Origin of the sequence: Polaribacter irgensii 23-P (genome assembly GCF_000153225.1) — a bacterium.
Classification (GTDB): Bacteria; Bacteroidota; Bacteroidia; order Flavobacteriales; family Flavobacteriaceae; genus Polaribacter; species Polaribacter irgensii.
Genome location: NZ_CH724148.1, coordinates 2295113 through 2310510 on the forward strand (window position 1 = coordinate 2295113; position 15398 = coordinate 2310510).

Consider the following 15398-nt stretch of genomic DNA (forward strand, 5'->3'; position numbering starts at 1 on the left):
TTTATATTCCTTTAATTTTTATTTCTGACTGAAATGGAAGAATCCATTTTTTGTGACTAAATGAAGCTTTTTGCTGGTATAAATCTACTTTTTCATCAACAAAACGCGTGCTTAACCTGCCGTTTAGAGCAACATAGCTATCGGCAAAAACACCGACATTTTTATGGCCTTGTTTTGTGAAGTGATCTCCTAAAAAATGAGCATATTCCAAAATAAAATCAGGCTGATAGCTCATTTGTTTTTCTTGAAAAGCAGTTAAAAAGTCCGTGTTATTTACGCTAAAAGAGCGTCCTGTAGCTAAGTTTACAATTTTAAAGTTGGTACTTCCTGCTTTTTCCATTAACATTACGCGCCACGAAAATCGATATCCCTCTTCTGTCCAAAACAGCTCACCAGGATAGCATAGCGAACGCCATGGAAATAAAATTTGGACTATAAAAAATACTGAAAATATAGCTAAAACAACTTTTCTTTTAACTTTTGAAAAATAAAAGTTCGGAGTTGACAGCAGCACGCGCTTTGACTTTAGTACATATTTCCGAAGAAAATCTATCATTTTATTATGCAGTGTTGCATCAAAGAAAATGAGCGCAGAGACAATCATAATAAAAGGAAACATGCCAATAGGAAACAGCACTCTAGTAAAAACGTGAAAGAAAACCACGAATAAAAAAGCAACAAATCGCGTTCTTTTGTACAATAGTAAGAAAGGAATTGTCAAATCATACAGCATGCCCGACCAACTCATCGCAAAATGAAACCAATTTTGTTGCATTAAATTTTCACCAATTATTGGCAAATCATATTTCGAAGGCAACCATATTTTTAAGGGCATGGCTCGAAACAACCAATCAGAATTTAACTTCACAAATCCTGCAGAGAGATAAATGATAAATAGCATTAGTTTGAGACTGTCAATAGTCCATTTTGGCACTTGCTGGTACTGTTTTTTCCGAAGAAAAGCATCTACCGAAAAATAGGCGTTTGCGGGTAAAAACAGCAAAAGAAAGGTAACAATGCTTATAAAATAGTAGTGGTTTAAATACGTTGTTTTATCCATCAACTCGATGTACAAGAAAGAGAGAAAAAAGATCCCTATTGCAATTCTGTATTTATACCCTATGGCGACAAAGAGTGCCGAAACTCCACAGATTATAAAAAGTAAATAGGTATAATTTCCAATTGGTTTTATCCAACTAAAACCCAAGTATGAAAAGTGGAACTCTGGCACCAAATAGAGTTTTTCTATCCATCCATTCGCCCAAAACCGGACAATGCTCGCAAACATCATCAAGCCAAAAAACAAACGAAATATGGCCAGAGGCGCAGCATTTGTTTGTTCTTTTAAGTTGTATTTAAGTATTTTCATCAACATAAAAAAACCTGATCTTTATTGAAATTTCAATAGAACATCAGGTTGCTATTTAAATTATCAAATTCGTTTTAATCCCCGTCAGCGTCTTGGTAATCTACACTGATATTGAATGCCTGCAACATGTCTAATTTTAATAAACGAACTGCTATTTGCAGTTCATCGTACGCCTTTGTCATTGCAATATTATCCGTATCAATCTGAGTTGCAAAACTGTCTGCTAAGGTTTCTATTTGTGCTGTTGCGATGTTGAATTGACTAGTAGTACTCGTCGCAATGTCTGTTCTATCTAATTTGATTAAATATGACTTTAGACTAACCCCTGTTGTTGAAGCCTTGTAATGTTTTCCCTCAAATAAATTTTGAACTGCCATTACCGCAGTTAAGGCCAATTCTTTAGAAACAGTGCTATTGTAACGACCCTCTACTTTCTCTGGCAAAGGTGTATCTGAAAAAACACCTGATGGAATTCCAAATTTATTCGCTCGCAATCCTTTTTCGTAATAATAGATATAATCGTTTATCAACTTATTAATATTACTCGTTGCTGTATTTTCTATGCTAATAACAAAACTGTTGCGTTGCGCTTTAAAATCTGAAACTACAGTTGTAGTAAGTGTATTCATCTGTTCTAAAACTGCTCCGATATAATTTTTGTAACTCTCTTTATTTTCTGCGGTCACATATTTATCTAAAATTGCAGCATCGGTGTCAGCCAGACCGTATAATAAATAGTCTAAAGCAGGAAATCCTTGCGCATCTTGATTGTTTACACTGTTTAAATCATAACTTTCGCTAGCAATATTACCTTCAATATCACTCACTGTCACTGGATAAATATTCATGTAAAACTTGAACTGCAAATCTTCTGCTTTGCCAATATCAAACATTTCTATGTATTGCCATGATTTATAAGCAGCAAACCAAGAAACTCTTAAAGCTTCCAAGTTCATTTGATTGGGTGTTGTCGTAAATACTTCACCCTGCGATTTAAGTGCGCTCATTTCAACACTAAAGTCTTCGTATGCAGGAATCATTATGTTGTCTGCTATATTTTCTAACAATGCGCTTCTATCAAAACTATCGGTAATTATTGGGCTCATTTCTTCAGATGAAGAACAAGCATTTATAGCAATAGCGGCTACAAAAAGGAGTATAAATTTTCTAAACATATTATATTTTTATTGAATCTTAATAAGGATACAAAAATAACCAAAAGCAACCAGTTAAGATTGCTTTTGGTAAGTTATTTACACTATTTATTTATTCGCTTACTGCTGCTTCAAGTGTAAAGTTAAATTTAGCTGCAATAGTTGCTGCCATTTCATTTAAAGCAGTTGGAGTAATATCCCAAAAACCATTACCGGCTTGTAAGGTTGCCATAAAACCATCCACTTCTGCCTTTGTAAAATAAGGTGCTGTTGAATTTGGCATTCTTGTAAATTGTAAGCTGTAAACAAAACCGATTCCTTCAGATAAACTGTGAAAAGCCTTCGCTTTATCTGTTGCTAAATCCTTTCCGCCTGACACTAAGTAGTATACTGCTCTCACACCAATTACTTCCGATATTTTTTCTCTTAATATTTCTGCTTGTTCTGATCTTGTACCGTAATCTTTAGCCACAATTGCAGCTCTACCTAATTTAAAAGCATTGTAAATTTCTTCTGCTATTGTTGAAAAATCAGAATCGCCATTTACTCTAGCAAGATACTTGTTTAAAAAACTGTCATTGTTTAAAACAGGAGCGGTAATGTCTGCTTCCGTTCCATATAAATATCCAAAAGCTTCGTCCCACTTGTGCTCCATAGTCGTATAATTTTTACCACTATTTAGAAGTTCACCATCATTGTCAGCAACATTCGATGCCTCATCTAAAACAGCTGGACTCAAGTAATTGTTTAGAATTTGATCTGCCATTAAAGCACCAATCAGTCCTTTAGCGATCAATTGATCGTATTCTATTCCTTTTGCACTCACATATCGTTTAGAACCTCCACCTGCTTGTTGGATTTGACCCGCTACTCCTGTAGTAGCTTCCGTATCCCAATTTGGAAATACTTCAGTTGTTTGTGCACTAATCCAAGAATCGAAATCTGCTTTTATAGCCGCTGCATCCGTTGCATTCGTTCCATAAAAATCGGTTGATGCTGCTACTTTACTTCGCACACTTTTTGAAGATGCGTTTAAATCTGCCTCTGAAAAATTATCGGCTCCTTCAGTATGTGAAAACATTGCATTTAAACTTTCAACCGTCTTCATCTCATCTTTAAGGGCTGAAACAAATTCTCCTCCCATTTCAATTCTTGTTGTTTGTCCACCAAAGCTTACAGAAGAAGCTCCATTGCGTTCAAAAGTGTAGGTTGACGGTGCAACAGTCTCTGTAGACTCTGTTTTAGTATTATTACAGGACATTAAACAAATAATGCAGCTGATTGATAAAAGTACTTTTTTCATTTTAATATTATTTAGATTAATTAAAGATAATTCTTAAATTTTGTACAAATATAGTGCTCCTATCTACTTCTAACAAAGCTTATTTAGAATAAATTAAAACAATACTAAAAAAAACATATAAGAAACTGATTTACAGTATTATAGAATTAAATTAAATATATGAAATCTAATAAACTGACTAATAACAACCTTAAGATGCGTGCTTTTTTATCAAAAAAACGTTGATACCGTCGCACATGTCAACATATTGATCTTCTTTATGCACTAGAAGTCACTTTTTCTATTCCAGTTGTGTACGGTGTTACCTTTTTGCTTTTGTCTTTCTATATTCCTGAAATTGTTCAACAAAAAAATAATGTACATCAAGTTTTTTGTTGAATTCACTTCTATAATTATTGAATTGAGAATTCTGCATTATTTTATCCGCTTTTAATTCATTGTAAAAATAAGTTGCGGTGCGATAAACACGAATGCAATATGTGATCACACCAATTCGCCAATTAAAAATTATTATTCTTATTTAGGGATTCCTCTTGCTACACTTTGTATCTCTAAAGAGATTTAAGAATTCGAACAAATAAGAATAACCTACAATAAAGAGGACTGCAATAATTTTTTTTGAAGCTTTTGTTAAATTTTGGATTGAAACTTTAAAAAAATAAGTGAAGGCTATCACGCTGTGTATAGAAGCGCTAAAGGAGCGCAAACAACTACAGATTGCACACAATTATTTTCTGCTTTATCACAAGGTTGTTTGCCTGTTGTATTGATTGTTCTTAGTGCACTGCCAATACAACATTGGCAAGCCAAGAAATAATAAGGAATCTATATTTACATTGCCGCTGCATTCAATACCGCTGCATTCAAAACCTAGAAATCTATTTAGAATGTGTTCATAATTGCATCTCAGTGCCTAAAATATTGAACACCTATTAAAGCATATTTTTTTATTCTTTTGCTTTTAAATACGAAATTACTCCTTTTCGAATATCATAAGCCAACTCTGTTTCTGAGGGTGTGTAGATTTCTAAAACGCCTTCATTTGCGCCAGATAAAAAAGAAATATCAAAACCTTTTAACAAATATTCTGAAAAAGCCACCGTATACGTTTTATCCAAATCTAGAAGCTCCTTTTTAATTTGCCAATTTCCGTCCAGTTTTTCGGCATTAAAACGCTGTAAATAGGCACCAGTGCCTGCTGCTGAGTCTCCGTACTCTAAAACGCGCTGTAACAAACTCCCTTTGATTTTAACCTTCAAAATGGCGCCACCATAAGGCAAAACCCGAAAAATGGATACTGCCGTAATATTTCCTGTCAACTGATCATCAATTCTTACTGAACCTCCATTTACCAGGGCACAATCTATCTCATCTTGATAGGAAAAAGACATGGCTTCGGTAATCACCTGTCCTAAATTTGTTTGTACATTCCTTATAGGTGTGTCTCTTCCATCTAAAGGAATCGCAGTCGTATAAATAATATCTGTTGGATTGTGTATGGTCTCTCTAATTTTTGAAGTTAATATTGTTTGCCATTTACGCACAATTTGTCCTACTTTTTTATCCTCTTTTATCTGACTATTTATTTCTCTTAACTCAGAAACAACGAAGGTTTTCTTTGTCTTTTTGTCGTAAGAGATGCGGTGAATATATACCGTTTTTGCATTGGCGTCTGCCTTCGCGATTTGAACATCCCCCACAAAGTTAAGACTATTTTCGTGCTCATGTCCCCCCATAATTAGTGGTAAGTTGGGAAGCAAGACTGCAATCTTCTTATCATTTTCTAATTTCACGTGGGTCAATCCAAAAACTACATCTACTTTGCCTTTTAAAGCGGCATGCGAAGCTTTTACTCGCTGATACATATCGCCATATTGCACAAATTCTTTTGGGTTTGATGGAATACAAACACTTATAAAACCCACTTTTATTGCAGTACCATCTTCATCTATAAACTCTTGTATAAAAGTTTCATTTACAGCTCTCTTTTCTCCCGCTATTTCTTTGTAAAAAGGAACTGCACCATCGGCTGTTTTTAACTGAACATTTGCCGAAATCCAAGGAAAGTTACTTTCATTCAATCTTTCTTGAAGGTCTTTTTTAGGAATGTCAAATTCATGATTCCCAAAAGCCACCAAATCAAAATTCATAGCATTCATTACTTCAACCATCTGTTTTCCACCAACACGGTTGCCTCCTACTTTTAAGGTTCCTAATAAAGAGGGACTTAAAAAATCACCTGCCATGAAAAGCATGGTATTTTTATTCTCTTTTAACAACTCTTGGTGCACAGTTTCTACTCTGGCCATTCCACCAAATTCTCCTCCTTGTATTGCTGCTATTTCATAGACATCGTTTAATTGTAAAAATGTAAAGTCTATTCTACCATCGTCTTTTGTACACGCTGTACATAAAAAAAATGAGGCTACTATTATTTTTATAAATTTCATCATACTCTAATTTTTAAAACCCCACATACAGACGTTTTCATTTTTACTTTCAATCTTGCTTCGAAACATCAAAAACTTCCAACGCTTTATTATAGGCACTTTCAAAACGCATCGGTCTAATATTGGTCGTTGCTTTTTCTGTTGTAAAATAGGAAAGTAACTTTTCGGTAGGCATGTTCCCTGTCAGCGCGTCTTTTGCCATCGGACAACCACCATACCCTTTGATTGCACCGTCAAAACGAGTACATCCAGCTTTATAGGCTGCATTTACTTTTTCAAACCAACTGTCTGGTGTTGTGTGTAAATGTGCCCCAAATTCAATTGTTGGATACGCTGGTATTAAATTGGCAAACAAATAATCGATTACTTCGGGCGTAGAACTTCCAATGGTATCTGAAAGAGATAATATTTTCACCCCCATTTTAGACAGTTTTTCTGTCCATCTTCCCACAATATCTACATTCCAAGGATCTCCATATGGATTTCCAAAACCCATAGACATGTAGGCTACAACCTCTTTTTTCGAACGATCTGCAATCTGTAATATTTCGTCCAGCGCAGCAATAGACTCCGCAATTGTTTTGTGCGTATTTCGCATTTGAAAGTTCTCTGAAATAGAAAAGGGATAGCCTAAATAATTTATTTCTTCAAATTGTGCTGCCTGTTCTGCACCTCTAACATTCGCAATAATTGCCAACAACTTACTTTCGGTAGTAGAGAGCTCTAACTTTGACAATACGGCTGCAGTGTCTCGCATTTGTGGAATGGCCTTTGGAGAGACAAAACTTCCAAAGTCAATGGTATCAAAACCAACAGTCAACAGGGCGTTGATGTACAATGCTTTTTTTTCTGTCGAAATAAAATGAGATTTTATTCCTTGCATCGCATCTCTCGGACATTCTATGATTTTGACTCTTTTCATCATTTCAAAGATATAGAAACTAATGAAGTTGCCATCTCTTTTCGATTGATTATTACCTTCTTTTTGTACTTTCGTCTTCGGAATGAAAAAAAAGAATGCAGTACTCCCGCTTATCGTTATTGCGCAGTTTTGTTGCACCACTTTGTGGTTTGCAGGAAACGCTGTTTTAACAGCGCTTGTAACGCATTTTAATTTAAATACAAACGCCTTAGGCAATCTCACGTCTGCGGTTCAATTTGGATTTATTATCGGAACCCTTTTGTTTGCGCTATTTACCGTCGTGGACCGGTTCTCACCCTCTAAAGTTTTTTTTGTGTGCGCACTTTTAGGAGCACTCTCTAATATCTGTCTTATCTGGGATGGAAATACAACTGCAACTTTACTAGCCTTTCGATTTTTAACGGGCTTTTTTTTAGCGGGAATTTACCCTGTAGGAATGAAAATTGCCACAGATTATTATCAAAAAGGCTTGGGGACTTCTTTAGGATTTCTTGTGGGTGCTCTAGCACTTGGAACAGCATTACCTCACTTGTTAAAAAATAGTATGGGAGACTATTCTTGGAAAACAGTGCTCTTGGCCATCTCTGTACTTGCTACTTTTGGTGGAGCTATCTTGTGGTTATTTGTTTCAGACGGACCCTTTCGAAAAAAGAAAAATAGCATCGATTTAAACAGTTGCTTTCAACTCTTTAAAAATAGCGCTTTTAGAAAAGCAGCTTTTGGTTATTTCGGACACATGTGGGAGCTGTATGCTTTTTGGGCTTTTGTACCCATCTTACTAAAAACATACGCAGAAATGAGGCCAGATGTGACTTTTAACATTCCATTACTCTCTTTTTTTAGCATCGGTATTGGCGGTATCTCCTGCGTTATTGGAAGTTATCTCGCCAAAGAATTTGGAACCCAAAAAACAGCTTTTTATACCTTATTGCTCTCTGGTATTTGCTGCTTGGCGACCCCGCTACTTTTATGGATAGCAAATGAGACTGTGTTTATCATCTTCCTATTTCTCTGGGGCATGCTTGTAATTGCAGATTCCCCCCTTTTTGCGACGTTAGTGGCGCAAAATGCTCCGCGTGAAAATACAGGGACAGCACTCACTATTGTAAACTGCCTAGGTTTTGCGATTACTATTTTTAGCATACAAATATTAAGTGGTTTGCATCAAACTACAAGTTCAGACTTTATCTATTGGATATTGGCAATCGGTCCTCTCTTTGGTGTTCTTGCCTTGAAAAGTAGAAAACGTCTGTAGAGAAGCAGACCTTACTTTCATTTTATTAAAGCTTGAATGCGATTTTACACGAATAAATTGAAATCCACTTGGTAATCGCTGCAAACCATAGCATGCACTTTGTGACTTCGTCGAAGACTTCAAAAACACGATTCTCAAGCTACTACTCAATTGTATTTAGCACCATACTAATTTAATTTTTACATTTCACAACTTAAAGTAAACATTATTGCGATTTTAATTACACCTCTTTAGTAATAATAAGACACTGTATCACTGCATCTGGTGACTCTTAATTTTCCTGTATGCAAAGATTGAAAGGTGTCTTAAATTTGTTTAAATTGAAAGGGACAAATAACAAAGTAAGCGGAGTGCTAACGATGTAAATCTAACAAGCCGAATATTTTGCGATTGCAGCTGCCGCGACAAATCACAAAATGATTGCGGAAGTGGCGTCTCGCATCCAAAAATTAGTAGGTTCTTCAAAATATAGACTGCATTTTTTACAGACTCAAGTTGAAGCTTCGTAATCCCTGAGCAGTCGCTTTAAAAGCATCACTGCACTTGTATCAGGTAGTAGTAGTAGTATTGCTTGGTTACTTGGAGATCGCTATTTTCATACTTGGACCTCACTCCATATTTGTTCGCAGATTCCCAATATTTTAAAACCTATTGTTTCGTTCTATAATTTTCTAAAAAAAATAAGACAAATTAAAAAGTAGTACACATCTAAATGCTTGAATAAACGCTTTGTTGTTCGGTTTCAAAAACAAAAGTCTAGCAATAAAGGTTTCGGAAGAGCCGTGTTTGTATCTCAAAAAGCAGTTGTACACCCTGGCTTTTTTTGATGACAGTATGCAACTTAAAATGAACAAAGCATTCACTGCGGAAGTGCACAAAAAATGCATCATTTTCTCAAAAGGGCTAAAACGTTGACTCTAAAAAAACTGTTTTCTCGTAAGAAAATAAATTTTTACTATTTAGAGCCACAAGCACGCAAAAAAAATCATATTTAACTGGCACAATTAGTAAAAAAAGCCCGATTCAATTATAATAACCAAAACCTATTTTCAAAGGACCCTGTTGCCGTTGCAATATCCCTTTATAAAAGACCTCCACCTGTCTTCTATCAATTCATTTTGATCAAATCCTATAAAAATAGCACATTGGATTGTTATCGGTATCAAAGAAATAACGCGAAAATTTAGCAACCTTATAAATTGTCATGTAATTCGCTGAAAAAGCTTGTGTCCAAAGCAGACACTTTATAGCTGCTGATACTAAGAAAACGTTAAGAATAAAAAATCGACCTACCATTTTCAGGGTGCTGAAATTTATACTGATTGTAGGGATTGACACCTACCTATTTATGCTATATATTTAGGGTATCAGCATACCGTTTTTTCAAAGGCGGTTGTTCCTCTTTCATAAGAACCGAGAAACATTGCTGTAAAATTAGTGTACACCTATTGCTTTGGATTTAAATATTCCAATCATTAAACAACTTGAAGCAAGCGTATTATGGGAAAATTAGAAACAACACTTTTACTCCGAAATACAACACTAAAAGATCAATCCAAAAAAAACACAAATCCTGTCTGTTTTAATTCCGCACTTTCTGCCACAACAATCCCAGCTCTTTCTCAGCACCTACTCTTACATTTGAGTATCACGAATTTAAAAAACGAGGCGTTACTTAATTGATACATTAAAATTTTATAATTATGAAAAAGAAAACCTGTATAGTACTTTGGATGTTCGCGATGTTCTTCAGCTCTTGCGTATGCTTGCAAGACCACCAAAAAGTAGTGCAAGCGAACAAAAATCTAAGCAATCAACTCAGCAACGCCAACAAGGACAAAGAAGCATTTCAATTGCTTTCAGATACACTGCAACTCAAAAATAACGCAGCTACCGAAGAAGCCTTAAACTATCAAGCATCCTCTACCCTATTCCAGTATCAGTTAGACAGTTTGCTTTTAGACTCAGAAGAAAGAGAAAGCACTGCAGTTTCCTTAACTGCCCAACTTGCTTTGCTAACTAAGAATGCAGCTGCCGTTCGCTACAAGAACATAATTGTACGCGAGATAGATACTGTAGCACAGATAGCACATGAAATTCATAGTGGTAAAATTGCTTTTTATTGTCCGTCAGAAATGTATTACAATCAAACCTACGACGTCTATGGTTTAATTGCCGATGTTCTTTCAAATGATGTCATCAAAAAAATGGTGGTAAAAAAAATTAAAGAGCACACCTCCCAGGTTTCTGAAGCAGACCTCAACAATACCGATTTTTTAATACGCGCAGTTCAATTTTATGAAATTATAGAATTGAAACTTGACAGTGCCGTAAATACATCTTTTGCTATTGTTAAAGTACATTTGGAAGACGCACAAATTATTGCAAATAAAATGGAGTCTTGGCATTGGAAAGTAACCCCACTGAACACTGAAAAATCTCAACAATTAATTTTAAAAGTAATTGTTCAAGATGCAAATGCTGGACGCAGTCTCAATTTTAGCAAAACGTATCCGCTTCAGATAAAAATCAAACCTTCTAACTTTTTTCACAACACAAAAGTACTCTTTGTACAAAATCCAAAATGGGCATTTGGAACGATCCTCTTGCCATTACTTACCTTTTTTGGAGGGAGATATCAAAGAAGAAAAAAAGGCAAAATAGAAGAAAATTTATAATGAACGAACATTCTTATGAAAGAACTTATAAAAAGTTAAATAAAATAGCACCTTATTTTTTCAAGTTTATAGGGTCAAATAGCGCTGCTATTTGACCCTATAATTTCCTTCACTTTTTTGAAAATTTGTGCGGCCTGGTCTTTCGAATAAATGAGCTGCTCTTAAAATAGACGCTCTAACTTATTTTACCTATCTTTGAGCATGCTAAAAAAGCAGCAATACCGTCGGTTTTTAAGGGATAATCCTAGAACAAAAGAACTCCGTATTGAGTCACTACACGTCATCCGTCCTTGCCCTTTATAAGGAACTATTACTTTCTCGTTTTTTACACGATCAAGTAGTTAAGCGGTACCAAATTCATTTCCTTCTTAAAATTTTCAGAGCCATAGCATTTTCATGTTCGCTTAGCACCCTCTTTTTATTACTAGAAATAAGGTATCTCACATTTTTATAAACAGCTTAAAAAAGCAGGCAAAGACAGCACAGCCAACATACTATTGCAATATCTGCAGCATTCTCGGCATTTTTGAGGCTAATTTCTGCATTATACTTTACGAACCTCTTTTTGGAATGCCCTATTTCCTACTGGACTATTGGCGCTGAAGATTAGTGTCTTGTATATTAAAAAAGCCCCTGTGTTATATGACGGTATCAAAACAAGAATTGAAATTAATAATAAAAATAAGTATCTATGAGTGTAATATATTTGAATACAAAGACCAGAGGAATCACAAAGACAGTAGCTGAATTTACCAAGCAACAAGGTCAAAGCAATCGACAATTTCGTGAATTTATCAGAGCACAAGTTACAGATCACAGAGAAGAAGGCATGGATGTTTTCAAATCTCCAAGACCAGGTGACGATAGAAATAACGAATAATGTTTTAATACTTACAAAAAAAGGCTCTTTAGAAACTCTAAAGAGCCTTTTTTATTGCAAAGAGTTGCAGACAACAGCACCCTCAAAAAATAAAGAACACTTCTAAACTCTTGCATGCCATTCATACCATTTTTAGTTCATCACGACTCCCCACTCAAAATATCCAAATTCCTTTTCCTTTACCCCGATGTCATTTATAGTGCACTGGAATCCCTTTGTCTAATATCCTATGTAATCTATCCGACATCAAAATACCAACAAACAGTTCTTCTCTCCTGGCTAATAAGCCAAAAATACTGCATTAGAATACCACATTCAGGGTGCGTTCAACTATACCATTTATAGGGATTGACAGCAGTCCTTTTAAAAACTATATTTATGGAAATCTAATACAATGGCCTTAATTTAAAAAAATACAGCTATTTTAAAGTTATTGATGCTCAGTACATTAAAGGTGTTTTAAAACTATTTAATTCAACCTTTAAATTTATATCCATGAAAAAGAATAGCAATCCATTTTATAGATCCTCTTATGCAAATAATTATAACAATGTAAAGTGGCAAGATATAAGGAATCAAAAAATGCTGTACACCAAATGAAAAGTTGGCTTCTTGAAAAAAGCTTCAAGTGTTAATTCCTGTTTTCATAAATACAAAAAAGAAAATACGGTACCCGCTGACACCTTTTTGATAGGATTGTATTTTAATAGGATTGCAATGTGTGTTTGTATTTTACCAGCTTTTCAAAAAACAACACAACAACATTTTAAATTTAAAAACTAAATAAAAAAGCGATGAAAAAAATTAGAATTCTATCCATAGATGGTGGCGGAATACGCGGTATTTTACCCGGTGTGGTCTTGGCTCAAATTGAAGACAAACTTCAAAAAAAAACAGGAGATCCCGAAATAAAACTAGCAGACATGTTTGATTTTATGGCAGGTACTAGTACTGGAGGTATATTAACCTTAGCCTATCTTACACCCAATAAAAAAAACCGTCCTAAATTAACTGCACAAGAGGCGGTAAATATTTACCTAGACCGAGGTGACGAAATTTTTGATGCAAACATTTGGCAGAAAATAAAAAGTGCCAACGGAGTTACAGATGAAAAATACGACGCTTCTGAACTTGAGGAAGCGTTGCAAGATACTTTTGGAGATTTGAAATTATCAAATTTACTAAAACCGTGCATCATCACCTCTTATGACATTCGAAATGGAAAGCCTCATTTTTTCAAGCAGCACAAAGCTGCAAATGAAATTTACAATTTTAAAATCAAAGATGTTGCCAGAGCTACGTCTGCAGCGCCCACCTACTTCGAAACTGCCCGAATTAAAAATGACATCGGAACGCCCTACCCCTTAATAGATGGAGGTGTTTTTGTGAACAACCCAGCACTGGTGGCCTACTCGGAAGTGCGCACGATGCAGTTCGAAAATATAGAGGAGAAGATTTCCGCTAAAAACATGTTATTAATTTCTATTGGTACTGGAAGTGTTCGCAAGGGATATGAATATAAAAAAGCTAAAAACTGGGGAGCCGTAGGTTGGATTAAACCCATTATAGAAATCATGATGTCTGGCAACTCCCAAACCGTGCATTACCATCTAAAACAATTATTTGGAACGCTAAAAGAAGAAGATCAAAAGGACTATCACCGGTTAGAGCCTATTATAAATACTGCAGATACCGAAATGGACAATGCATCACTAGAAAATTTACAAAAATTAAACGAAGATGGTCTAGCCTATATATCCATGGAAAAAGTGGATGCAGAATTAGATCGTATTGTAGACAAATTGTTAAAATATCAGCACTAAGACAGTCCCTACAAAAATACAAGCGCGGCAAAACAGGCGATTTTTAACGGCGCATGCTTATTTGCATACAGCAGATGAAAGTAATACAAGCTGTTCAAACCAGAAAAAAGAATAAAACGCAACGTACACCGGTCCAAAACAAACAAACAAACAAACAAACAAACAAACAAACAAACAAACAAACAAACAAACAAACAAACAAACAAACAAACAAACAAACAAACAAACAAAGAAAGAAAATACTGCCTTATATAACATGCATATTCAATTAAACTAAAATTAAAACCTTATGAAAAAACTACTCTTAGTACTCGTTGTTACCTTCAGTCTGCTTCGCTGTGAAGCAGAAAAAAGTGCCGAAATAACCACAAATAAAAACCGTGACATTGTGTTAGGACACAAAGAAATGATACACTCAGACCTTTTAGACGAAGATCGAGAAGTATAGATACACGTGCCAAAAAGTTATACTGACACCCTATACAAAAAGACAAAATATCCAGTTTTATATCTCTTAGATGGACCTGCTCATTTTTATTCTGTCACCGGAATGATGAAGCAATTTAGCAGTTCCAATGGGAATTCAATTGTTCCAGAAATGATCATTGTAGCCATTGCAAATACCAACAGATCCCGAGATTTAACTCCGACGCACGTTGCTAAGGATTTCTTTTCAGGCGATAGCATTCAGTACGATTCTGGCGGTGGCACACAATTCCTAAACTTTATGGAAAAGGAATTGATTCCATACATCGATACAACTTATCCTACAGCGCCCTACAGAACTTTTGTAGGACATTCTTTTGGAGGCCTGGCAGTTTTAAATGCACTGATTCGTAAACCGACACTTTTTGACAATTACATTGCCATAGACCCCAGCTTATGGTGGGAAAATCAATCCTTCTTAAAAACAGTAGAATCTGAGCTGTCCTTCAATAAATTTAATGGAAAGTCGCTATACGTAGGTGTTGCCAATACGATGCAAGCTGGAATGAACATGCAAGAAGTTGAAAAAGACAGCACGAAATCTACAGCACATATCAGATCGATTTTAGAGTTTGTCAAAAGCACAGAAACCAATAAAGAGAACGGCTTAAACTTTGACTGGAAATACTATCCGAAAGACGGCCATGGAAGTGTGCCGCTAATTGCCGCCTATGACGCCTTTCATTTTCTTTTTCCTTGGCACGAATTGACTGGCATTAACCAATTTTTCAATCCGGAATCCACAGCGAGTGCTGGCGATTTGATTGAATTGATAAGTGCACACTATGAAAATGTTTCGCAACATTATGGCTTCGAAGCCCTACCACCAGAATCTTTATTAAATTCATTGGGTTATGAGTTTATGACCATGGAGGGCGCCACTGAAAAAGCACATGCTGTATTTGATTTAAACATTCAGAATTTTCCAAACAGTGCGAATGTATATGACTCTATGGGTGATTTTCAGTTGGCACAGAAAGACTCTTTGCAAGCACTTGCCCTTTTTCAAAAAGCGCTCACCATTGGAGAAAATGGATTTTCTCAAGAAAAAATTGACTTGCTGAAAGAGAAGCTAATG

General features: G+C 35.4%; 11 protein-coding genes. 6 read left to right on the plus strand and 5 right to left on the minus strand.

Annotated features, from left to right (window positions below; all coding sequences use genetic code 11):
* Position 1: 1 nt before the first annotated feature.
* From PI23P_RS10245 to PI23P_RS10265, 5 genes are all read right to left on the minus strand, one after another.
* Positions 2-1369 (minus strand): HTTM domain-containing protein, encoded by a 1368-nt coding sequence (locus tag PI23P_RS10245; protein ID WP_004570767.1) that lies wholly within the window; start codon positions 1367-1369, stop codon positions 2-4.
* Between the two features lie 74 nt (positions 1370-1443).
* A complete protein-coding gene (locus PI23P_RS10250) occupies positions 1444-2544 on the minus strand; it encodes an imelysin family protein (RefSeq protein ID WP_004570768.1) in 1101 nt (366 codons plus the stop codon).
* Positions 2545-2635: 91 nt separating this feature from the next.
* Positions 2636-3826 (minus strand): DUF4856 domain-containing protein, encoded by a 1191-nt coding sequence (locus PI23P_RS10255; RefSeq protein WP_004570769.1) that lies wholly within the window; start codon positions 3824-3826, stop codon positions 2636-2638.
* Positions 3827-4773: 947 nt separating this feature from the next.
* Complete coding sequence (locus PI23P_RS10260; protein ID WP_238300019.1) at positions 4774-6279, minus strand: bifunctional metallophosphatase/5'-nucleotidase; 1506 nt, start codon at positions 6277-6279, stop codon at positions 4774-4776.
* Positions 6280-6325: 46 nt separating this feature from the next.
* Positions 6326-7198: a hydroxymethylglutaryl-CoA lyase gene (locus PI23P_RS10265; RefSeq protein WP_004570771.1), complete on the minus strand. Its 873-nt coding sequence runs from the start codon at positions 7196-7198 to the stop codon at positions 6326-6328.
* Positions 7199-7280: 82 nt separating this feature from the next.
* Here PI23P_RS10265 and PI23P_RS10270 point away from each other — a divergent pair, with 82 nt between their 5' ends.
* The 6 genes from PI23P_RS10270 to PI23P_RS10300 all read left to right on the plus strand — a co-directional run.
* Positions 7281-8453: an MFS transporter gene (locus tag PI23P_RS10270; protein WP_004570772.1), complete on the plus strand. Its 1173-nt coding sequence runs from the start codon at positions 7281-7283 to the stop codon at positions 8451-8453.
* 1703 nt (positions 8454-10156) lie between these two features.
* Complete coding sequence (locus PI23P_RS10280) at positions 10157-11131, plus strand: hypothetical protein (RefSeq protein WP_238300020.1); 975 nt, start codon at positions 10157-10159, stop codon at positions 11129-11131.
* A gap of 691 nt (positions 11132-11822) precedes the next feature.
* Positions 11823-12011: a hypothetical protein gene (locus PI23P_RS10285; RefSeq protein ID WP_004570775.1), complete on the plus strand. Its 189-nt coding sequence runs from the start codon at positions 11823-11825 to the stop codon at positions 12009-12011.
* Between the two features lie 794 nt (positions 12012-12805).
* Positions 12806-13834 (plus strand): patatin-like phospholipase family protein, encoded by a 1029-nt coding sequence (locus tag PI23P_RS10290; protein WP_004570776.1) that lies wholly within the window; start codon positions 12806-12808, stop codon positions 13832-13834.
* 289 nt (positions 13835-14123) lie between these two features.
* The gene (locus PI23P_RS12535; protein ID WP_004570778.1) at positions 14124-14282 is read left to right on the plus strand and encodes a hypothetical protein; all 159 of its coding nucleotides are present in this window, start codon (positions 14124-14126) and stop codon (positions 14280-14282) included.
* A 6-nt stretch (positions 14283-14288) separates the two neighbouring features.
* On the plus strand, positions 14289-15398 hold a 1110-nt coding region (locus tag PI23P_RS10300; RefSeq protein WP_004570779.1), incomplete at its 3' end, for an alpha/beta hydrolase.